At 44.4% G+C, this 22,495-nt stretch carries 20 protein-coding genes; 13 read left to right on the forward strand and 7 right to left on the reverse strand.

The window, feature by feature from the left end; translation table 11 throughout:
• Window positions 1–17 precede the first annotated feature (17 nt).
• From bamA to tilS, 11 genes are all read left to right on the forward strand, one after another.
• On the forward strand, window positions 18–2,399 hold the full coding sequence (gene bamA, locus IQ211_RS07215; protein WP_189759676.1) for an outer membrane protein assembly factor BamA: 2,382 nt from the start codon (window positions 18–20) through the stop codon (window positions 2,397–2,399).
• A gap of 72 nt (window positions 2,400–2,471) precedes the next feature.
• Window positions 2,472–2,969 carry a molecular chaperone Skp gene (skp, locus tag IQ211_RS07220; RefSeq protein WP_189759677.1) on the forward strand — a complete coding sequence of 166 codons (498 nt, stop codon included), beginning with the start codon at window positions 2,472–2,474 and terminating at the stop codon, window positions 2,967–2,969.
• Window positions 2,970–2,973: 4 nt separating this feature from the next.
• Window positions 2,974–4,002 (forward strand): UDP-3-O-(3-hydroxymyristoyl)glucosamine N-acyltransferase, encoded by a 1,029-nt coding sequence (lpxD, locus tag IQ211_RS07225; protein WP_189759678.1) that lies wholly within the window; start codon window positions 2,974–2,976, stop codon window positions 4,000–4,002.
• A 163-nt stretch (window positions 4,003–4,165) separates the two neighbouring features.
• Window positions 4,166–4,618 (forward strand): 3-hydroxyacyl-ACP dehydratase FabZ, encoded by a 453-nt coding sequence (fabZ, locus tag IQ211_RS07230; RefSeq protein WP_086108908.1) that lies wholly within the window; start codon window positions 4,166–4,168, stop codon window positions 4,616–4,618.
• 3 nt (window positions 4,619–4,621) lie between these two features.
• Complete coding sequence (lpxA, locus tag IQ211_RS07235) at window positions 4,622–5,419, forward strand: acyl-ACP--UDP-N-acetylglucosamine O-acyltransferase (protein ID WP_189759679.1); 798 nt, start codon at window positions 4,622–4,624, stop codon at window positions 5,417–5,419.
• 7 nt (window positions 5,420–5,426) lie between these two features.
• Window positions 5,427–6,611 (forward strand): lipid-A-disaccharide synthase, encoded by a 1,185-nt coding sequence (gene lpxB / locus IQ211_RS07240; RefSeq protein ID WP_189759680.1) that lies wholly within the window; start codon window positions 5,427–5,429, stop codon window positions 6,609–6,611.
• Complete coding sequence (rnhB, locus tag IQ211_RS07245) at window positions 6,608–7,201, forward strand: ribonuclease HII (RefSeq protein WP_189759695.1); 594 nt, start codon at window positions 6,608–6,610, stop codon at window positions 7,199–7,201. Before lpxB ends, rnhB begins: the two co-directional genes overlap by 4 nt.
• Window positions 7,202–7,215: 14 nt before the next feature.
• Window positions 7,216–10,698 carry a DNA polymerase III subunit alpha gene (dnaE, locus tag IQ211_RS07250; RefSeq protein ID WP_189759681.1) on the forward strand — a complete coding sequence of 1,161 codons (3,483 nt, stop codon included), beginning with the start codon at window positions 7,216–7,218 and terminating at the stop codon, window positions 10,696–10,698.
• Window positions 10,699–10,710: 12 nt separating this feature from the next.
• Window positions 10,711–11,670, forward strand: a complete 960-nt coding sequence (gene accA, locus IQ211_RS07255; RefSeq protein ID WP_189759682.1) for an acetyl-CoA carboxylase carboxyl transferase subunit alpha — start codon at window positions 10,711–10,713, stop codon at window positions 11,668–11,670.
• A gap of 316 nt (window positions 11,671–11,986) precedes the next feature.
• Window positions 11,987–12,904: a DMT family transporter gene (locus tag IQ211_RS07260; protein ID WP_189759683.1), complete on the forward strand. Its 918-nt coding sequence runs from the start codon at window positions 11,987–11,989 to the stop codon at window positions 12,902–12,904.
• A gap of 31 nt (window positions 12,905–12,935) precedes the next feature.
• On the forward strand, window positions 12,936–14,282 hold the full coding sequence (gene tilS, locus IQ211_RS07265; protein WP_189759684.1) for a tRNA lysidine(34) synthetase TilS: 1,347 nt from the start codon (window positions 12,936–12,938) through the stop codon (window positions 14,280–14,282).
• A 128-nt stretch (window positions 14,283–14,410) separates the two neighbouring features.
• Here tilS and rof read toward each other — a convergent pair whose 3' ends face one another.
• Complete coding sequence (rof, locus tag IQ211_RS07270; protein WP_189759685.1) at window positions 14,411–14,674, reverse strand: Rho-binding antiterminator; 264 nt, start codon at window positions 14,672–14,674, stop codon at window positions 14,411–14,413.
• Between the two features lie 310 nt (window positions 14,675–14,984).
• On the opposite strand from rof, the gene nlpE reads away from it, so the two are divergent.
• Window positions 14,985–15,668 (forward strand): envelope stress response activation lipoprotein NlpE, encoded by a 684-nt coding sequence (gene nlpE / locus IQ211_RS07275; protein WP_189759686.1) that lies wholly within the window; start codon window positions 14,985–14,987, stop codon window positions 15,666–15,668.
• 81 nt (window positions 15,669–15,749) lie between these two features.
• Here the strand turns inward: nlpE and proS are convergent, their stop codons facing one another.
• From proS to metN, 6 genes are all read right to left on the reverse strand, one after another.
• Window positions 15,750–17,471, reverse strand: a complete 1,722-nt coding sequence (proS, locus tag IQ211_RS07280; protein WP_189759687.1) for a proline--tRNA ligase — start codon at window positions 17,469–17,471, stop codon at window positions 15,750–15,752.
• Between the two features lie 77 nt (window positions 17,472–17,548).
• Window positions 17,549–18,256 (reverse strand): tRNA (N6-threonylcarbamoyladenosine(37)-N6)-methyltransferase TrmO, encoded by a 708-nt coding sequence (tsaA, locus tag IQ211_RS07285; protein WP_189759688.1) that lies wholly within the window; start codon window positions 18,254–18,256, stop codon window positions 17,549–17,551.
• 22 nt (window positions 18,257–18,278) lie between these two features.
• Entirely contained in the window at window positions 18,279–18,674 is a 396-nt protein-coding gene (gene rcsF / locus IQ211_RS07290; protein ID WP_189759689.1) for an Rcs stress response system protein RcsF, read from the reverse strand.
• An 88-nt stretch (window positions 18,675–18,762) separates the two neighbouring features.
• Window positions 18,763–19,578 (reverse strand): MetQ/NlpA family lipoprotein, encoded by an 816-nt coding sequence (locus tag IQ211_RS07295; RefSeq protein ID WP_189759690.1) that lies wholly within the window; start codon window positions 19,576–19,578, stop codon window positions 18,763–18,765.
• A gap of 166 nt (window positions 19,579–19,744) precedes the next feature.
• Window positions 19,745–20,398 (reverse strand): methionine ABC transporter permease MetI, encoded by a 654-nt coding sequence (locus tag IQ211_RS07300; RefSeq protein ID WP_189759691.1) that lies wholly within the window; start codon window positions 20,396–20,398, stop codon window positions 19,745–19,747.
• Window positions 20,391–21,422: a methionine ABC transporter ATP-binding protein MetN gene (metN, locus tag IQ211_RS07305; RefSeq protein ID WP_189759692.1), complete on the reverse strand. Its 1,032-nt coding sequence runs from the start codon at window positions 21,420–21,422 to the stop codon at window positions 20,391–20,393. The genes IQ211_RS07300 and metN overlap by 8 nt, the downstream gene beginning before the upstream one ends.
• Window positions 21,423–21,601: 179 nt before the next feature.
• On the opposite strand from metN, the gene gmhB reads away from it, so the two are divergent.
• A complete protein-coding gene (gene gmhB, locus IQ211_RS07310) occupies window positions 21,602–22,168 on the forward strand; it encodes a D-glycero-beta-D-manno-heptose 1,7-bisphosphate 7-phosphatase (protein WP_189759693.1) in 567 nt (188 codons plus the stop codon).
• The last annotated feature ends 327 nt before the right edge of the window (window positions 22,169–22,495 follow it).

Genomic DNA, 22,495 nt, shown 5'->3' on the forward strand with positions numbered 1-22,495 from the left:
GAAAACGCATAACAACGATGGCGATGAAAAAGTTGCTCATAGCGTCGCTGCTGTTCGGCAGCGCCACTGCATACAGTTCAGACGGATTCGTGGTTCGGGACATTCACTTTGAGGGTCTTCAACGCGTCACCGTTGGTGCAGCATTATTGAACATGCCAGTTCGAGTGGGTGATACGGTTAGTGATGAGGATATTAGCCGCACAATTCATTCATTGTTCGCAACTGGAAACTTTGAAGATGTTCGTGTCTTACGTGATGGCAATTCACTTGTTGTTCAGGTAAAAGAACGGCCAACCATCGCCAGCATTACTTTCACCGGTAATAAATCCGTGAAAGATGACATGCTCAGGCAAAACCTGGAGGCATCTCGCGTTCGTGTTGGTGAAGCCCTTGACCGCACTATGCTGTCCAATATTGAGAAGGGGCTGGAAGATTTCTATTACAGTGTGGGTAAATACAACGCGACAGTAAAAGCCGTTGTCACGCCCCTGCCCCGCAACCGTGTTGATTTGAAGCTCGTTTTCTCTGAAGGGGTTTCTGCCAAGATCCAACAAATTAATATTGTTGGTAATAAAGCCTTCTCAACCAATGAGCTGCTTAATCAGTTCCAACTGAGGGATGATGTTCCTTGGTGGAACTTGACGGCTGACCAGAAATACCAGAAACAAAAATTGGCAGGTGACCTTGAAACCTTGCGCAGTTTCTATCTTGATCGAGGCTATGCGCGTTTCAATATTGACTCGACTCAAGTTAACCTGACGCCAGATAAGAAAGGTATTTATGTCACTGTCAATATCACCGAAGGCGATCAGTATAAAATCTCAGGTGTTGATTTGAATGGTAATTTAGCGGGTTACCAGTCCCAAATCGAAGAGTTGACCAAAATCGAACCCGGCTCGCTGTATAACGGTGCGGAAGTGACCAAGATGGAAACCGCCATCAAAAACCTGCTTGGTCGTCACGGTTATGCTTATCCTCGCGTCATGACACAACCTGAAATCAACGACGCCGATAAGACGGTTAAACTGCATGTGAATGTTGATGCTGGCAATCGCTTCTACGTGCGTAAAATCTATTTTTCAGGCAACGACGTGAGTAAAGATTCTGTATTACGTCGTGAAATGCGTCAGATGGAAGGCGCTTGGTTGGGGAGTGATTTGGTTGAACAGGGGAAAGAACGCCTCAATCGATTAGGCTATTTTGACTCTGTTGATGTGGAAACGGAACGTGTACCAGGTAGTCCAGATCAGGTTGATGTGGTTTACAAAGTCAAAGAACGCAATACAGGTTCTATGAACTTTGGTGTGAGTTTCGGCACAGAAAGTGGCATGGGTTTCCAGGTTGGTCTTCAACAGGCCAACTGGCTGGGAACAGGGAACTCCGTGAGCATCAACGCCAGTAAAAATGACTATTCAACATCCGCCGATTTATCGATGACTAACCCTTACTTCACTGTCGATGGTGTCAGTTTGGGTGGGCGTGTGTTCTATAACGATTTCCGCGCCGATGATGCTGATCTGTCGAATTATACCAATAAAGCATACGGTACTGAGGGAACGCTCGGCTTCCCATTGAATGAAAATAACGGCTTGTCGTTTAGACTAGGTTATATCCATAACTCTCTGTCTAATATGCGACCACAGAGCGCGATGTGGCGTTATTGGAATAAAATGGGTAAACATCCAAATTTTGAAGATAAGGCGAAGTTTGATTCCAATGACTTTACCGTCACCGTAGGATGGGTTTACAACAACCTTGACCGTGGTTTCTTCCCGACATCTGGCTTGAAATCCTCTCTGGATACGAAAGTGACCATTCCTGGCTCAGACAACCAGTTCTATAAAATCACCTGGAACTCAGCCGCTTATTATCCATTGGATGATGATCACGCATGGGTGCTGATGGGACGTACACGTCTGGGATATGGTGGCGGTTTTGGTGGCAAGGAAATGCCATTCTATGAAAACTTCTATGCCGGTGGTTCCAGCAGCGTTCGTGGCTTCCGCTCGAATAATATTGGCCCGAAAGCAGTTTATTTAGATAAAACGGGTCAGCCAGAGAAAAATAGCCCATCCCGTGATGCCGTGGGCGGTAATGCGACTGCGGTTGCGAGTTTCGAACTGATTACCCCGACACCGTTCCTGGATGCGAAATATGCCAACTCTCTGCGGACGTCGCTATTTGTGGACGCAGGAACCGTGTGGGATACCAACTGGGATAAGACTTACGCTGGGATGCCAGACTACAGCAAGCCAAATAACATCCGGGTTTCGGCCGGTATTGCTCTGCAATGGATATCACCATTAGGACCATTGAGCTTCTCTTATGCGCAGCCAATTAAGGAGTACGCAGGTGATAGAGCGGAGCAGTTCCAGTTCAATATTGGCGGAGTTTGGTAATTATTAATCATTTTTGGTAAAAGTCGCCCTATTATTAATAGGTAAGAATAGCGTAGGTCAAAGGAGTTTATAGTGAAGAAAATATTGTGTGCAGCAGGTTTGGGTATAGCATTAGCGTTTTCTGCGGGTGCGCAGGCGGCAGATAAAATTGCTTTAGTGAACGTTGCTGAAGTTTTTCAACAGTTACCTGCCCGTGAAGCGGTGGCAAAACAGCTGGAAAACGAATTTAAAGGCCGCGCAACCGAATTACAGCGTATGGAATCTGAGCTGCAAACTAAAATCCAAAAATTACAGCGTGATGGCTCAACTATGAAAGCCAGTGAACGCGAAAAATTGGAAAAAGAAGTGATGGCAAAACGTGATGACTTTGCTCAGAAAGCGCAAAGTTTTGAGAACGATAATCGTCGTCGTCAGATGGAAGAACGCGGTAAAATTCTGAACCGTATTCAGGATGCAGTTAAAGTGGTTGCAGGCAAAGAAGGTTACGATCTGGTTCTGGATGCGAATACTGCAGTGTATTCTACCTCTGGTAAAGATATCACCGCAGAAGTTCTGAAACAGGTTAAGTAAGTAAATGGTTTCAATTCGATTGGCTGATCTCGCTCAGCAGTTGAATGCACAATTGCACGGTGATGGCGATATTGTCATCACCGGTATTGCACCAATGTATTCAGCAAATAACGAGCAAATTACATTTTTATCCGACAGTCGTTATACTGACAAACTTGCTACTTGTCAGGCCGCGGCTGTTGTGCTGCGCGAAGCAGACCTTCCACACTGCAAAGTTGCTGCGTTGGTGGTTAATGATCCTTACCTTGCCTATGCACGCATGGCGCAAATTATGGATACGACACCGAAACCTGCACAGGATATCCACCCATCCGCCGTTATCTCCTCTGAGGCGGTACTGGGTAAAAATGTGGCGGTTGGTGCAAATGCGGTTATCGAATCCGGCGTTATGCTTGGTGACAATGTTATCGTTGGTGCAGGTTGTTTTATTGGAAAAAATGCGCGGATTGGTGCAGGAACCCGTCTTTGGGCCAATGTATCGATATACCACAATGTTGAAATTGGTGAGTCGTGTTTGATCCAGTCAGGAACGGTTATCGGTTCTGATGGTTTTGGTTATGCCAATGAGCGTGGAAATTGGGTTAAAATTCCACAGTTAGGCACAGTGATCATCGGCGATCGCGTTGAAATCGGCGCTTCCACGACAATTGATCGCGGTGCATTGGATAACACTGTCATCGGTAATGGTGTTATCATAGACAATCAATGTCAGATTGCCCACAACGTGACGATTGGGGACAACACCGCAGTGGCGGGTGGCGTCATTATGGCGGGCAGTTTGAAAATTGGCCGTTACTGTATGATTGGTGGAGCCAGTGTCATCAATGGGCACATGGAAATCTGTGATAAAGTGACCGTGACGGGTATGAGCATGGTGATACGTCCAATTACAGAGCCTGGCGTATACTCGTCAGGATTCCCGTCACAACCGAACAAAGTTTGGCGCAAGACTGCCGCTTTAGTCATGAATATCAATGAGATGAATAAGCGCTTGAAGTCAGTTGAACGCAAACTGGAAGGTGAAAACGAGTAATCATACCCGCATCGTGGATAGACATTTTTTGATTAAACGTTTTTGATTAGCATTTTTGGTTGTGCTTTTGATTTTTGCGGCCTGCCTGATAGCTCTGAATTTGGAGTTAACGCAGGCCGTGTCGTTAATATTATGATTCTTATATGACAGGAAGAGTATTTAGATGAGTGATAATCATACTCTGCAAATTGAAGAGATTTTAGATTTACTGCCTCACCGCTACCCATTTTTGTTGGTAGACCGCGTTTTGGATTTTGAGGAAGGTAAATTTCTGCGCGCAGTCAAGAATGTATCATTTAATGAACCATTCTTTCAGGGACATTTCCCTGGTAAACCGATTTTTCCGGGTGTCTTGATCCTTGAAGCAATGGCTCAGGCTACCGGCATTCTGGCGTTCAAAAGTGTTGGATCACTGGAGCCAGGTGAATTGTATTACTTTGCAGCGATTGATGGCGCGCGTTTCAAGCGTCCGGTTCTGCCAGGTGATCAAATGGTCATGGAAGTAGAATTTATTAAAGAACGTCGCGGTGTTGCGCGTTTCAGGGGCGTAGCGAAAGTCGATGGAGAAGTGGCTTGCGAAGCTGAAATGATGTGTGCTCGCCGTCGTGAGGCTTAATCCATGATTGATCAAACCGCTGTTATCCATCCTTCTTCTATTATTGAAGAAGGTGCTGTCATTGGTGCCAATGTTCGCATTGGCCCATTTTGTTATATCGGTGCTCAAGTTGAGATTGGTGAAGGGACTGAATTGAAATCCCATGTTGTGGTTAATGGGATAACTAAGATTGGTCGTGATAACCAGATTTATCAGTTTGCTTCTATCGGTGAGGTCAATCAGGATCTCAAATATCAGGGTGAACCAACCCGCGTTGAAATTGGTGACCGTAACCGCATTCGTGAAAGTGTTTCTATCCACAGGGGCACTGTGCAGGGTGGGGGCGTGACTAAAGTTGGCAGTGACAATCTGTTGATGATCAACGCCCACATCGCCCATGACTGTATCATTGGTGATCGTTGTATCATCGCGAATAATGGGACATTGGGCGGACATGTTATTTTGGGCGATTACGTCATTATTGGTGGAATGACGGCCGTGCATCAATTCTGTCAAATTGGTTCCCATGTGATGGTTGGTGGTTGTTCCGGCGTTGCTCAGGATATTCCTCCTTACATCATTGCACAGGGAAATCATGCAACTCCTTTCGGATTGAATATCGAAGGTTTGAAACGTCGTGGGTTTGACAAAGAATCTCTGCACGCAATTCGTCATGCCTATAAGACGCTTTATCGCAGCGGAAAAACATTGGAAGAAGCCAGACAAGAGATTGATCTCCAGGCGGAAAACAATCCGCATGTGAAAGTATTCAGTGATTTTCTGGAACATTCCGCAAAATCCAGCCGTGGCATCATTCGTTAATAAGTAGATGAAGGATACTCCTTTGACTACCTTTTCTTCTGTTGATAATCAGCGCCCACTGATAATTGGTTTGGTCGCCGGAGAAACTTCCGGTGATATCCTTGGGGCAGGGCTGATTCGTGCATTGAAAGCAAAAATTCCGCACGCCCACTTTGTGGGTGTTGCTGGTCCTCTTATGAAGGCAGAAGGTTGTGAAGCCTGGTATGAGATGGAAGAGCTGGCCGTGATGGGGATCGTTGAAGTTTTGGGACGTTTACCCCGTTTGCTGAAAATACGTAAAGACTTAACCGCACGTTTTACCGCGTTGCAGCCTGATGTGTTTATTGGCATTGATGCGCCTGACTTTAACCTTACTTTGGAAGGCAGGCTTAAACAGCAGGGAATTAAAACGATCCATTACGTTAGCCCATCGGTATGGGCATGGCGTCAGAAACGTGTGTTTAAAATTGGTCGGTCAACGGATTTGGTATTGGCGTTTTTACCTTTTGAAAAAGCCTTCTACGATCGATTTAACGTTCCGTGTCGATTTATTGGGCACACAATGGCAGATGCGATGCCTTTGCAACCTGATAAAGCCGCCGCCAGAAAAATTTTGGGTATTCCATTGGCTGCGCACTGTTTGGCGATATTGCCTGGCAGTCGTCATGCTGAAGTAGAGATGCTCAGTGCTGACTTCTTAAAAACTGCACAATTATTGCGGGAGAAATTTCCCGATTTGCATGTATTGGTTCCTTTAGTTAATGCCAAACGGCGTGAACAGTTTCAGCGCATTAAAAACGAGATAGCACCGGATTTGCTGCTCCATTTATTGGATGGGAAGGCGCGTGAAGCCATGATTGCCAGTGATGCGACTTTACTTGCATCCGGTACGGCAGCACTGGAATGTATGCTAGCCAAATGCCCAATGGTGGTGGGCTATAGAATGAAACCTTTTACATTCTGGCTGGCACAACGTCTAGTGAAGACGCCGTATGTTTCCTTGCCTAATCTGTTGGCAGGCAAACAATTAGTCAAAGAATTACTACAGGATGAATGCGAACCACACGCTTTGTCAGAGGCATTGTTACCTCTTGTGCAAGGTGGTGCAGATGTGGAAGCGTTGAAACAAACCTTCTTGCATTTGCATGAAAGCATTCGCTGTGATGCCGATGAACAGGCTGCGCAAGCCGTTCTGGAATTAGCGAGAAGATAATGGATTTTGTTTATCCACAGGCGAATTTGATTGCCGGTGTTGATGAAGTTGGGCGTGGCCCATTGGTAGGTGCTGTAGTAACTGCGGCGGTTATTCTTGATCCGGCTAAGCCCATTGCAGGCTTGATGGATTCGAAAAAACTGACGGAAAAACGCCGTGAAGCACTGTATTGGGAAATAAAAGAAAAAGCCTTATGTTGGAGCCTTGGCCGCGCAGAGCCGGAAGAGATCGATCAGCTTAATATCCTCCACGCCACCATGCTGGCTATGCAAAGAGCCGTTGAGGGATTGGCACTCATACCGGATTATGTTCTGATTGATGGCAATCGCTGTCCGGCATTAGCCATGCCAGCTCAAGCCATCGTGAAGGGGGATAGTCTGGTTGCAGAAATCAGCGCCGCCTCTATTCTTGCCAAAGTAACACGTGATAGGGAAATGGCAGAGCTGGATAAGCAGTTCCCTGGTTACGGTTTTGCGAAACATAAAGGCTATCCAACCGCCCTGCATCTGGAAAAATTGGCTTCTTTGGGCGCTACGGAGCATCATCGTAAGAGTTTTGCGCCTGTTAAACGGGCGCTAGGTCTTAGATAAAATCTGGGCAGATTATGACAGAACCACGTTTTATACACTTACGTGTTCACAGTGATTATTCAATGATTGATGGCTTGGCGAAGATCGGCCCATTGGTGAAAAAAATCGCCAAATTGGGAATGCCAGCTTTTGCGATCACGGATTTTACCAACTTATGTGGATTGGTGAAATTCTATGGCAATGCCCACGGTGCCGGCATCAAGCCAATTATTGGTGCAGATTTTTATGTGGAAAGTGATTTGTTGGGAGATGAATATGCTCACCTGACGATCCTTGCCCGTAATAATGAAGGTTACAAAAATCTGACTCTGCTAATCTCTCAAGCTTACCAAAAAGGTTATGGCGCGATTGGCCCAACTATCCAGCGGGAATGGCTGGTGAAATACAAAACAGGGTTGATCTTGCTGTCGGGTGGGCGCATGGGGGATGTGGGTAAATTCCTGCTGCGTGGCAATCGTGCGATGGCGGAACAATGCCTCGATTTTTATCAGGAGCATTTTCCTGACAGCTATTACCTTGAGTTGATCCGTACCGGACGTCAGGATGAAGAAAACTATCTTCATGCAGCTGTGGCACTCGCGTCAGAAAAAAATCTTCCTGTTGTGGCAACCAATGACGTTTGTTTTCTTGAAAGCGAAGACTTTGAAGCCCACGAGATTCGGGTTGCTATCCACGATGGGTATACGCTGTCTGATCCGAAACGTCCTAAAAATTACAGCCCTCAGCAATATCTACGCAGTGAACAGGAGATGTGTGAGCTTTTCTCAGACATTCCTGAAGCGCTACAAAATAGCGTAGAAATTGCTAAACGCTGTAATGTCACGATCCGTCTTGGTGAGTATTTCCTGCCGCAATTTCCGACGGGGGAAATGAGCACTGAAGATTTCCTCATTGAAAAATCCAGGCAAGGGTTGGAAGAGCGTCTGGAATTTCTCTACCCCGATCCGGAAGCCAGGGCGCAAAAACGGCCAGAATATGATGAACGTCTTGCTGTTGAGCTGAACGTTATCAATCAAATGGGATTCCCAGGTTACTTCCTGATCGTAATGGAATTTATCCAGTGGTCGAAAGACAACGGTGTTCCCGTTGGACCAGGGCGAGGTTCTGGTGCCGGCTCCCTTGTGGCTTATGCGTTGAAAATTACCGACCTCGATCCGCTGGAATTCGATCTGCTGTTTGAACGTTTCCTCAACCCTGAACGTATTTCCATGCCAGATTTTGACATCGATTTCTGTATGGAAAAACGCGATCAAGTTATTGATCACGTTGCAGATATGTACGGACGAGATGCGGTATCGCAGATCATCACTTTTGGTACGATGGCGGCGAAAGCGGTTATCCGCGATGTTGGGCGTGTACTTGGGCACCCCTATGGATTTGTGGACCGAATCTCGAAACTGGTGCCTTCTGATCCGGGGATGACGCTGGAAAAAGCGTTTGCCGCCGAGCCACAGCTACCTGAAATTTACGAAGCAGATGAAGAGGTTAAAGCGCTGATAGACATGGCGCGCAAACTGGAAGGTGTCACTCGTAACGCAGGTAAACATGCCGGTGGTGTTGTTATTGCACCAACTAAAATTACTGATTTTGCGCCGATTTACTGTGATCCAGAAGGGCAAAACCCGGTTACCCAGTTTGACAAAAACGATGTGGAATACGCAGGCCTGGTTAAGTTTGACTTCCTGGGCTTGAGAACCCTGACCATCATCAACTGGGCACTTGAGATGGTGAATGCTCGTCGTGCCAGGAAAGAGCTGGAGCCGATTGATATCGCTGCTATTCCGTTGGATGATCAGAAAAGTTTCGATATGCTGCAACGTTCTGAAACCACGGCCGTGTTCCAGCTTGAATCGCGCGGAATGAAGGACTTAATCAAACGCCTGCGCCCTGACTGTTTTGAAGACATGATCGCATTGGTGGCCCTGTTCCGTCCCGGGCCGTTGCAATCAGGCATGGTAGATAACTTTATCGACCGTAAACATGGACGGGAAGAGCTTTCTTATCCTGATGTTGAATGGCAACACGAATCCTTAAAACCTGTATTGGAGCCAACTTACGGCATTATCCTGTATCAGGAACAGGTGATGCAGATTGCACAGGTTTTGGCCGGTTATACCTTGGGCGGGGCAGATATGTTGCGCCGTGCAATGGGTAAGAAAAAACCAGAGGAGATGGCTAAACAGCGGTCGGTATTTGAAGAGGGAGCGATAAAACAGGGCGTTGATGGTACGCTTGCGATGAAAATCTTCGATTTGGTGGAGAAATTCGCGGGTTATGGCTTTAACAAATCTCACTCCGCAGCTTATGCACTGGTTTCTTACCAAACGTTGTGGTTGAAAGCACACTATCCGGCAGAATTTATGGCTGCCGTGATGACGGCAGATATGGATAACACCGAAAAAGTCGTTGGGTTGGTGGACGAGTGCTGGCGTATGGGGTTGAAAGTTCTTCCTCCTGATATTAACAGCGGTTTGTATCATTTCCATGTCAATGATGATGGAGAAATTGTTTACGGCATTGGTGCGATTAAAGGTGTGGGTGAAGGACCGATCGAAGCGATGCTCGAAGCCCGACAGAAAGGGGGGCATTTCAAAGAGCTATTTGACCTATGCGCACGTGTTGATACCAAAAAAATAAACCGTCGGGTGATGGAAAAACTGATCATGTCTGGTGCTTTTGATCGGTTGGGACCACATCGTGCGGCACTGATGTCTTCCCTGGAAGGGGCACTGAAAGCAGCGGATCAACATGCCAAAGCCGAAGCCACGGGGCAAACCGATATGTTTGGCGTGTTGGCTGAAGAACCAGAACAAGTTGAGCGCTCCTATGCCAGCACCCCAAAATGGCCAGATCAGGTGGTATTGGATGGTGAGCGGGAAACGTTGGGACTGTACTTAACTGGGCATCCAATTACAGGTTATTTGAAAGAGATTGAACGATATACCAATGGATTACGTCTAAAAGATGTGAACCCGACACCTCGTGGCCAGGTAACAACTGTGGTAGGTTTGGTATTAGCTTCCAAAATAGTGACAACCAAACGGGGAAACCGAATTGGTATCAGTACATTGGATGATCGTTCAGGACGTCTGGAGATCATGCTGTTTTCTGATGCACTGGAAAGGTATCAGCATTTATTAGAGCAGGACAAGATTTTGATTGCTACCGGACAAGTCAGCTTTGATGACTTCAGCGGTGGGCTTAAAATGACAGTTCGTGAATTAATGGATATCAGTGAGGCACGTGAAAAATTTGCACGTGGGCTTGCTATCTCGTTATCGGACAGGCAAATTGATGAACAATTATTGAGCCGTCTTCGTGGAGCATTGGAGCCACACCGTTCAGGTACAATACCGGTTCATCTTTATTACCAGCGGGTAGATGCCCGCGCCCGTTTACGATTCGGGGCGACATGGCGGGTAACGCCAACAGACACCCTTTTGACCGATCTGCGAACTCTGCTGGGTAATGAGCAGGTAGAATTAGAATTTGACTAGAATAGGAACATTATGAGTCTGAATTTTCTGGATTTTGAACAGCCGATTGCCGAGCTGGAAGCGAAAATTGATTCGCTTACCGCAGTTAGCCGTCAAGATGAAAAGCTAGATATCAATCTGGATGAAGAAGTCCAGCGTCTGCGGGAAAAAAGCCTGGAGCTGACTCGCAAAATTTTCGCTGATTTAGGGGCATGGCAAATTTCCCAGCTATCACGTCATCCGCTGCGCCCTTATACACTGGATTATATTCAGCGCATATTTACTGACTTTGAAGAGCTGGCGGGCGATCGTGCCTATGCTGATGATAAGGCTATTGTGGGAGGATTAGCGCGTATTGATGGCCGTCCTGTCATGGTCATAGGCCACCAGAAAGGGCGTGAAACCAAAGAGAAGATCCGCCGTAATTTTGGTATGCCATCACCAGAAGGTTATCGCAAGGCGTTGAGATTAATGGAGATGGCAGAGCGTTTCAAATTGCCAATTATTACTTTCATTGATACACCTGGCGCCTATCCTGGGGTCGGTGCAGAAGAGCGTGGTCAGTCAGAAGCCATTGCCCGTAACCTGCGTGAAATGTCTCATCTTTCTGTCCCTATTATCTGTACCGTGATTGGCGAAGGTGGCTCTGGTGGCGCATTGGCGCTTAGTGTTGGTGATAAAGTCAACATGTTGCAATACAGCACCTTCTCTACCATCTCTCCTGAAGGTTGTGCATCCATTTTGTGGAAAAGCGCTGAAAAAGCACCATTGGCGGCGGAAGCCATGGGGAATACGGCCCCACGTCTGAAAGAATTGAATCTGATTGATACTGTGATCCCTGAGCCATTGGGTGGTGCGCACCGTAACTATGAAGAAATTGCTGAAACATTGAAAGCTCAATTGTTAGCTGATCTTTCTGAATTGAGCGAACTGGACAGTGAAGAATTAGTTAACCGCCGTTATGAGCACTTAATGCAGTACGGTTATTGCTAAGGTCTAAAGTTTTTACTCGCTAATATACCAACCTAACTTCAAGATGCGTGTGATGTCTCCCCCGAAGCGGGGGAGAAATCAGGTTTAATATCGTGTTGTAAATGGCAACTTGAAGTTTAATGCGTATAGAAGATGAAGAGTATTTACCAGGCGGAAATGTTGAGGAGTGATAACTCCCTGATATTTCTGCCTGTTTTGCTGTTTGTAAGAGCGAAATTATTACATCATATATAATCTAATATTATCATGCTTGATGGCATTGGGATGGAATAGGCGCCTGTAGGCTGGGCTTTAAAATAATAAGTTGAGTTTTTCTATGGCCAAATATAAATATATTATTTATGCGTTTTCTTGTGTGTTTATCTGGAGTTTTATACCTTCTATATCACGTTTTGGTCAGAAAGAGATGGATCACTTCCAATACTTATTCTGGTCAAATATTTTGTCTGTTTTGGCCGTATTTATCGTTGCCCTCATGATGGGCAGAAGTTGGAAGACGCTTTTATTTATCCCTTTGCCCGTTATGCTTAAGGTATTGATCTTAGGTGCTTTGGATTGTTTCTTTTATTTACTGCTTTACTATGGTTATTCCATTGAAAATGGTGTTGCTGTTTTGGTGATCCAATATAGCTGGCCGTTAATGATTATTGGATTGTCATTTTTCCTGTTTAAAGAAACATTGACTATCAAGCAGATGATTGGCATTGCAATGGGCTTTATGGCTGTTGTGATCACTTTCACGAAAGGAAACATCACCGAGATTGCGGTGGAACATCCGCAGGCATTGTTGCTGGTATTTAGCGGATCGTTTTGTTTTGCATTAATGTCAGTATTATCGAGGCAGTATGCTATTGATCCCTATATTAGTACATTCTGGGTATTCCTCTGTTCTACCTTCGTTTCCGCAGTTTTTATGTTTGCTTTTAGCCGAATTAACTTGCCTGTCGGTGATTCACTGATGCCAACATTACTTAACGGCATCATATTGAATGGAATCTCTTATATTATTTGGTTTAAGGCTATGAATGGCCCTGATTCCCATAAGGTTGCCTCAATTTTATTTTTATCCCCTGTCTTGTCGATGATGTGGATTATTTTGTTTTTTGGTGATGCGTTTGTCCCTGCCTATGTGATTGGGTTAGCGCTGGTTATTATTTCTGGATTACTCTGCATCAGTGCTAAGAGAAAAAATGCCAAACAAAATGAATTGATGGATGATCTGATTGAGGATTGAGCAGGAAAATGAAGAAAGGTTTGGTTCCATAATGGCAAATATGCATGATCTTTTGCTTATGACGTTGGCAGACCAAATTGGCCAGCATAAAAAGATTTTGGTTGGATTTAGCGGTGGATTGGACTCTACCGTATTGTTGCATCTGCTTGTTCGTTTGCGAGCCCAATCTCATCAATGGAGTAGCGAACCAATGGCGTTAAGGGCAATCCATATTCATCATGGCTTAAACTTAAAGGCGGATTTATGGGTCGAACATTGTCGCCAAGTTTGTGCCGATTGGCAGGTGGATTTCCGAACCGAAAAAGTCCAACTTGATACTCGTCAGAATGGGATTGAAGCTGCGGCTCGGAATGCGCGTTATCACGCTTTCCAACGTGAGCTACAGCAGGATGAAGTTTTAATTACGGCACAACATCTTGATGATCAGGCAGAAACGTTCTTATTAGCATTGAAACGGGGCAGTGGTCCGGCAGGATTATCTTCCATGCCTGCCAGAATGCCATTTGCAGGAACGACATTAATTCGTCCATTGTTAAATGTAAGCCGTGCAGAATTGGAAGAATATGCACAGACACAAAAATTACAATGGGTAGAGGATGACAGTAATCAAGATGATCGTTATGACCGTAATTTCCTGCGTCTGAATATCATGCCATTACTAAATCAGCGTTGGCCCCATTTCCCCCAGGCAGTTTCCCGTAGTGCCAGTTTGTGTGGTGAGCAAGAACAATTACTGGATGAATTGCTGCAAGAATCTTTAGATTCATTGATTACTGCGGAAGGTTCGATATCCATTCCTCCTTTGGAAAGCAGTTCTGAAGCAAAACGAAATGCATTGTTGCGGCGATGGCTCAGCCAGTGTGGGGTAAAAATGCCGGCACGAGAGCAGCTTCAACGCATTTGGTCAGAAGTGGCACTCTCCAGGCAAGATGCAGAACCGCGTTTTAGGTTAGGGCACTATGATATTCGTCGTTATCGGCAGCAACTTTGGCTACTTCCGCAATATCAAAATCTGGCGGGAACTATTCTTGCATGGGATTTACAACAGGCATTGACGCTACCAGATGGGTTGGGAATGCTGCTCTGCGCTAAAGAAAATGGCATGACAGTGAGAAAGCCAACCGCTAATGAGCAAGTGACAATTCGTTTTGGTGTTCAGGGTAATATTAGTATTGTGGGACGACAACATTCTCGTCACAGTAAAAAACTGTGGCAAGAATTTGGGGTTGCGCCTTGGCTCAGAGAGAGAACACCTTTGCTCTATTACAACGAAAAACTGATAGCCGCGTTGGGGGTTTTTATCACTAAAGAAGGGCAAAATTTACTCGATGACGAAGGAATTTCAGTTCAGTGGAAGAAAATTACCCACCATATTTAATGGCAGGGTGAGTCACATAGCGTGGGCTATAGCGGATTACTCATTGATTTATAGATTTTTTACATAAAAAGTCCTTATCTTAATAAGGACTTTTGGCAAAAGGTGCTAATCGTTATTCGCGATCAGATTTAAGAATGCTCGATAACAATCGTTCCAATTTCTGGATTGCTGAAACTAATAATGTAATCTAACCTTAATTCACGGGTTCCTTCATTTGAATCGACGAGAAGATATTCAATTTTTTTTCTTAAAATCAGCTTATTAGCTTTTCCTTCAAGTGTTTCACCATCTCGCAATTGGAGATGCAAATATAGCTGGCGTTGGCATGCTAGCTCAAGATTATCGTAATCATCACAGTTAATTGGTTGATATTCTTCGTTATCTATAGACATATTTGCTCACCACTATGTTAGTGGCGGTTATCGTGCCGCCCGTGATTGACCAAAATCAAATGCAAAATGCTACTTACGACTATAGCACAGTAAGCTTCCCGTTATTACGAATAAGTCGGTGAGACTTTCGTTGAAACAGAAAGCGGATGAAATCTGTATCTTACCAGTATGCAATAAAATAAAGTCATGCTATTCGATTGCTCTCTCCGTGCATTTTGGAACCCAGTAGAGTAATGTCAATTTTGTTAGGTAAAGTTTATGCTTTGCTTGGAAGTCAGTAATTATCTTTTTGAATTTATTGGATCAAATGATGAATAAAAAAATATTGCTTGCATTGTTGGTTGCTGGTGTATTCACCGCTACAGGATGCCAGAATACCTCCGTAGCTCAGGATAATCCTGTATCTGAGGAAAAATCTCCGCCAACCGAAAACGTGTTTAGTGGTGTTGTACCTTGTGCGGATTGTGCAGGTATCGAAACCACCTTACAACTTGCTAAAGATGGGACATATATATTGGGGCGAACCTATCTGGAAGCTAAAAATGGGGAAAATACGTTCTTTGAAACCGGTCATTGGGTGATGGATGGTAAAAAGATTGTCTTGAGTCAGCAAGACGGCCAAAAATCTTATTATCAGATGAAAGGCGAAAACCTGGTTATGCTGGATATCGACGGCGAGCCAATTCAATCAAGCTTCAATTATGAATTAGATAAAGTCAAACCGAAAAAACTGGCCGGAGAATACAGCTATTTTGCTGATTCCGCTCTCTTTACGGAATGTGGTACAGGAAGGCGTTATGATGCGGCGGAAAATATCGATTTAGAACGTGGCTATAGCGCCACGGGAGTAGAAGGTGGAACCCCTGTTTATGTAGAAATAGAGGGCTATTATACGGTTCGCCCTTCAATGGAAGATGGTTTGTTTGATAATGCCGTGGTCCAAACAGGTAAAATTCGTTTTGATAAGGCTTCTTCCTGCCATACTAAGAAATAACGTATAACAGCGACGCATAATCTTTTGAAAAACCTGCGTAATGAATACGCAGGTTCTCTTAATTAAAACTGACAAACAAAATTAAGCTGGTTGAATATGGCCTTTCAGGTAATCAACGATATTTTCCAGTTTCAGCATCTGCTTATCACCAGTACGGCGATATTTATATTCGATCTCACCGTTATCTAAATTACGATCACCAATAACCAGAGTATGTGGTACACCGATTAGTTCCATATCCGCAAACATAACACCAGGGCGTTCTTTACGATCATCGAAAATGACATCAATGCCGTTGGCACGTAAGTCGGCATATAATTTTTCAGCGACTTCTTTCACGCGGTAAGATTTGTGCATGTTCATTGGCAGGATGGCTACCTGGAATGGGGCAATAGCATCTGGCCAGATAATGCCACGATCATCGTGGTTCTGTTCAATGGCTGCTGCAACGATACGGGTGATACCAATCCCATAGCATCCCATAGTGATAACTTGATTGTGCCCATCTTCATTTTGTACAGTGGCTTTCAAAGCATCAGAGTATTTGGTGCATAATTGGAAGATGTGACCAACTTCAATACCACGCTTGATTAACAGTGTTCCTTTACCATCTGGGCTGGTGTCACCTTCAACGACATTACGGATATCAGCCACTTCTGGTAATGCTAAATCACGTTCCCAGTTAATGCCGAAATAGTGTTTATCATCAATATTGGCGCCAGCACCAAAATCACTCATGACAGATACGCTGCGGTCAATAATGACAGGCATCGGCAGGTTGACTGGTCCTAAAGAGCCTGGACCGGCTTTCACGATGGCACGGATTTCTTCTTCGGTCGCAAAAGTCAGTGGGCTGGCGACCAAAGACAGTTTTTCTGCCTTGATCTCATTCAGCTCATGATCACCGCGTACCAGCAAGGCAACTAATTTATGCCCGCTTTCTTCTGTAGCGTGAACGAGCAGTGTCTTAACGGTTTTTTCAATTGGCAGATTAAATTGTTCTACCAGTTCAGCAATCGTTTTGGCGTTTGGTGTATCGACCAGGCGCATTTCTTCAGACGGAGCCGCCCGCTCTTGAGATGGCATCACTGCCTCAGCTAATTCAATATTAGCCGCATAGTTAGACTCGGTAGAGAAAACGATATCATCTTCACCGCTGTCTGCCAGAACCTGGAATTCATGGGAAGCACTGCCACCGATTGAACCTGTATCAGCCAGAACTGCACGGAAATCTAAGCCGATGCGGGTAAAAATCTTGCTGTAGGCATCGTACATCTTATCGTAAGTTTCTTGCAGGGACTCTTGGCTGGTGTGGAAAGAGTATGCATCTTTCATGATAAATTCACGTGAACGCATAACACCAAAACGTGGACGAACTTCATCACGGAATTTGGTCTGGATCTGGAACAGGTTCAGTGGAAGCTGCTTATAGGAAGTGACTTCGTTACGAACCAGATCAGTGATAACTTCTTCATGGGTTGGTCCCAAAACGAAAGGGCGTTCACCGCGATCAACAAAACGCAGTAATTCTGGGCCATATTGTTCCCAACGGCCACTTTCCTGCCACAAATCTGCTGGCTGAACTACTGGCATGGAAACTTCAACCGCTCCCGCATTGTTCATCTCTTCGCGAACAATGTTTTCAACTTTTCTCAACGTGCGGACACCTGTCGGCATCCAGTTGTACAGTCCTGAAGCGAGTTTACGGATCATTCCAGCACGAAGCATCAGTTTATGACTGACGACTTCTGCATCAGCAGGTGTCTCTTTTAACGTAGAGAGCAGATATTGGCTAGTACGCATAGTAAGTTTCCATTGGATAGCGAAAAATAAAGACAAATCGCTAGTCTACCAGTGAGCTTGCAATGTCAAAAGGAGTTTTAGCGGTGTTCGATAGAAACCACTTCTGTTATGGCATTAAAAACGCGCCAGCGGACGTTAAAATCCAAGAGATGAACAGCGTATATGCGGTCTTCCTGCGCGTTTTTACGGTAGGCAGGACGAGGATCTTGCGCTAGTACTTGGCTGATAAAGCGCTTCAAATGAGGATAATGGGTTTTGTGGGATAAAAGTTGGTATTCCGCCTCTGGTGAGAAATTCACTGCCATATCTGCCTCTGGTGCTGCCTGGGCAAAACCCGCTTTGGCTTCTGGTCGTGATTCGGCAAAAGGCAGGTAAGGCTTGATGTCGATAACTGGTGTCCCATCCACCAAATCTAAACTACCCAGTTCCAGAATGACGCGGTTGTTCTTGCACTGAATATCTCTCAATTCCACCAGTGACATGCCAATTGGGTTGGGGCGGAAGGTGGAACGGGTGGCAAAAACACCCATTTTGGCATTTCCGCCTAAACGGGGTGGGCGCACTAATGGATTCCAGCCACCCGCCATGGTTTGATGGAAGACAAAAATAATCCACAAATGACTGAACTGCTCCAGCCCGCGTACTGCATCAACCTGATTGTAAGGCGCAAGTAACTCTAGCTGCCCTGTACCATCTTTGACCAAACCCGGCTGGCGGGGAATGGCAAATTTCTCTTTGTAAGGAGAATGAATGGTCCCTATTTGCGTAAACTGAAAATCTGCCATAAGCGCTTTTTATTAATCACAATTATTTATTGGTTGTCAGTAAAGCAGTGCCTTCACAGATGGCAATTTGGTAACAGCCCTGACCTGGTAAAATTGCACATTGATGAAGTAAAACTGCATTTGCTTTTAGATAAGATGCCCTTGTCAGCATATTTTGTCGTGCGGTTGCAATACTGGCGGGAGAGTCTTGCAACGTATTACGGCAGGATTCTCCGGCTACAATACCTAACTCTTTAAATGGAACACCTAAAAGCTCATCCGGCTTGGTATAGAGACGGACATAAGAGGGTGCTTTGCTTTTTTTGACTGACTGATGTTTCAACTTTGGATCTGACATATCAGATTTATTGAACTGGGTTGACGGTGAAGTACACCCAGCGATAAAGAGCGCTATGAAACAGACAGGTAACACACGCATCGAGTTGAATCCTCATTAAAAGTAAAAATGGGTGGATATAAAAATATCCACCCAATGATTTTAATCTTGATTAACTGAATAGGAAAGGTTACCAGCCTTTTATTGCTCCACCCTTGAAGGCTTCATGGGCTTCTTTTGCTACTTCTGGAGATTGGTACGCTTTTACAAATTTTTGCACGTTCTCAGCGTCCTTATTGTCTTCGCGACTGACAATGAGATTTACGTAAGGTGAATCTTTATCTTCAACAAAAATGCCATCTTGCTCTGGTGTTAAACCAATTTGCCCTGCATAAGTGTTATTGATAATAGCGAAAACAATCTTTTGGTCGTCCAGTGAGCGTGGCAATTGTGGACCTTCCAACTGTACAATATCCAGGTGCTTAGGATTGCTGGTGATGTCCAAAATAGTTGGCAGCAGCCCGACTCCCTCTTTCAGAGTGATAAGACCTTGTTTTTGTAATAGCAGCAGAGCGCGGCCTTGGTTCGTTGGATCGTTAGGGATGGCAATTTGAGAGCCCTCTTGCAATTCATCCAGTGACTTAATTTTTTTAGAGTATGCCGCCATTGGGAAAATGAAAGAGTTACCAACAATTGCTAATTTATAGTTACGTTCTTTCACTTGCTGATCTAAAAAAGGCTTATGCTGGAAAACATTTACATCAATATCGCCCTTGCTCAATGATTCATTTGGCAGAATGTAATCATTGAATGTCGTCAGTTCGACATCAAGGCCATATTTATCTTTAGCCACTTGTTTAGCAACTTCAGCAACTTTAAGTTCAGGTCCTGCAATAACGCCAACCTTGATATGGTTTGGATCACGTTGTTCCTGTCCGCAACCCGCAAGAATTAATGTACCTAATAATGCACTGATTGCTGCAATAGATTTCAATTTTACTGACATATTTTCACCCCTATTGAATACTGATTTATAACCTGTCTTATCAAGTTACTGCGTACTACTATATTGAGGCTCTTATTCCCTTCATCTTCCAAGTTGCTGCTTTGCTTGCGGCAACTTGAAATTTGTTGGGTATAGGTATAAGCCTTGCCACTTTGTTGAAAACAATTTATTTACGATTGACGGTTTTTGCTAAATGATCACCGCTGATCTGAATCAAGAACACTAAAACAACTAATAATGCTAATACGGTATTCATTACTGTCGCATCGTAGCCGATATAACCATATTGATAGCCAATCTGGCCTAAACCACCGGCACCAACAGCGCCACCCATTGCGGAATAACCAACCAATGTAATTAAAGTTATGGTTGCGGCATTAATCAAACTTGGTAAGGCTTCCGGCAATAAAATCTTTTTGACAATCTGCAACGGCGTTGCTCCCATTGCACGTGCTGCTTCAATTAAGCCAGTCGGAATTTCCAACAATGCATTTTCCACCATGCGAGCAATAAACGGTGCAGCACCTACAGTCAGCGGAACAATGGCTGCTTGTAAACCGATTGATGTTCCCACAATCAGACGGGTAAATGGGATCATCCATACCAATAAAATAATAAAAGGTATTGAACGCGTAATATTTACCAATGCAGAAAGTATGCGATAAAGCGTACCATTTTCAATTATCTGCCCAGGACGGGTAACATATAGAAGTACACCCGCTGGCAATCCAATAACAAAGCCAAAGAAACCAGAGACGAAAGTCATAACGAGGGTTTCCCAGACTCCTTTAGCCAATAATAAAATCATTCCTTCAGACATAACCGAGAACCTCTACTTTCACATGATGCTCTTCTAAAAATGCAATTGTTGATTTAATGCTATCACTTTCCCCATCTAATTCAGCCAGCATGACACCAAATTTCACACCGCCGGCGTAGTCAATTTGGGAACTTAATATGCTGATGTCGATATTAAAGCGGCGCACGGCTATCGAGATTACAGGTGCATCAACGGATTTACCTGTGAACTCTAACTTCAATAATGGACTGCGATCAGACGCGTATTCCGGTTGCAATTTCTGCAAGTAATCTTCTGGAATATCCAAATGCAACGTAGATTTGATAAATTCCTGAGCAACCGGCGTCTTAGGATGCGAAAATATTTCGCTCACAACATCTTGTTCGATCAATTGTCCACCACTGATGACAGCAACTTGATCACAAATACGTTTAACGACATCCATTTCATGGGTAATAAGAAGAATGGTCAAACCCAGTCGACGGTTAATGTCTTTTAATAATTCCAGAATAGAACGTGTTGTTGCTGGATCCAGAGCGCTGGTGGCTTCGTCACACAAAAGCACCTTGGGTGAGTTTGCCAGGGCCCGTGCAATAGCAACACGCTGCTTTTGACCACCCGATAGATTGGCAGGATAAGCATCATGTTTTTCAGCAAGGCCAACTAACTCTAGCAATTCGTTAACTTTAGCCTTTATTTCGGCTTTAGGCGTGTTATTAAGTTCCAAAGGTAACGCAACATTGCCAAATACGGTTCTGGATGACAACAAATTAAAGTGCTGGAAAATCATGCCAATATGGCGACGCGCATGCGTTAGCTCACGTTCTGAAAGGGAAGTAAGATCCTGCCCTGCCACTAATACCTGACCAGAAGTCGGCCGTTCAAGCATATTCACACAACGAATTAAGGTACTTTTGCCCGCACCGGAAGAACCAATAACGCCATATATTTGTCCCTGCGGGACATGTAGGTTGATATCTGAAAGCGCTTTTATCGTGCGCGTTCCTTGTTGAAATATCTTATTTATCTGAGTCAGTCTTATCATTTTTTTTCTTATTAGATGTAAAGATGAATGACTTGAGAACATTTCAACAAGTCATGAATTAAAGTGGATGTTAAGGCGTCTAGACGTCTAAGTCAACTAGGAATAAATTAAATGCTGCATTCTCAATCAGTAATAAATCATGCGATACTGTCCACTTGATACATTCTTGGAGTAATCAGGTGACTCAAGGTATTCCCGCCGTATTTTTAGATCGTGACGGCACAATTAACATCGATCATGGTTATGTACATGAGATAGATAATTTTCAATTTATTGATGGTGCTATTGAAGCCATGCTTGAATTGAAAAAAATGGGCTATGCTCTGGTTTTAGTGACCAATCAGTCAGGTATTGCACGTAAGATTTTTACTGAAGATCAGTTTATGCAATTAACAGAATGGATGGATTGGTCATTGGCGGATAGAGGTGTTGATCTTGATGGCATCTATTATTGTCCGCATCATCCAGAAGCAGAAGATGAAGGATATAAGAAGAACTGCGACTGTCGTAAACCACAACCAGGTATGTTGTTAGATGCGCAGAAAACATTACATATCGATATGTCCTCTTCTTATATGGTAGGGGATAAAATAGAAGATATGTTGGCAGCTAAGGCAGCAAAAGTTGGAACCAGAGTTCTCGTTCGTACAGGAAAACCAATAACAGAAGAGGCAGAACAAACTGCGGATTTGGTCGTTAATAGCTTGTCAGATTTACCAAATGTAATAAAAAATAGGCAAAAATGACCTTTTGGGCTAAATTGTGAACGTTTAAATAAAAAATCACAAAAAAGACTTGCCTAAATTAGAAGGCTCCCTATAATGCGCTTCCGTTGTCACGACAAACACACAAACCGGTCGGGATGACAACGTGAAAAGACCTGGAAAATAAGGCTTGACACGGTAAGAGGAAAGCGTAAGATACGCAGCCTCGCAACCCGGAAGTGACTTCCGGTTGCCAATGCTCTTTAACAAGTTAATCAGACAATCTGTGTGGGCACTCGCAAGAGACTATCGAATCGCCGCAAGGCAAAAAGATTCAAGTCTTAAAGAGTGACTAAGCAGTTAATTCAT

Origin of the sequence: Xenorhabdus griffiniae (assembly GCF_015163655.1) — a bacterium.
Lineage (GTDB): Bacteria > Pseudomonadota > Gammaproteobacteria > Enterobacterales > Enterobacteriaceae > Xenorhabdus > Xenorhabdus griffiniae.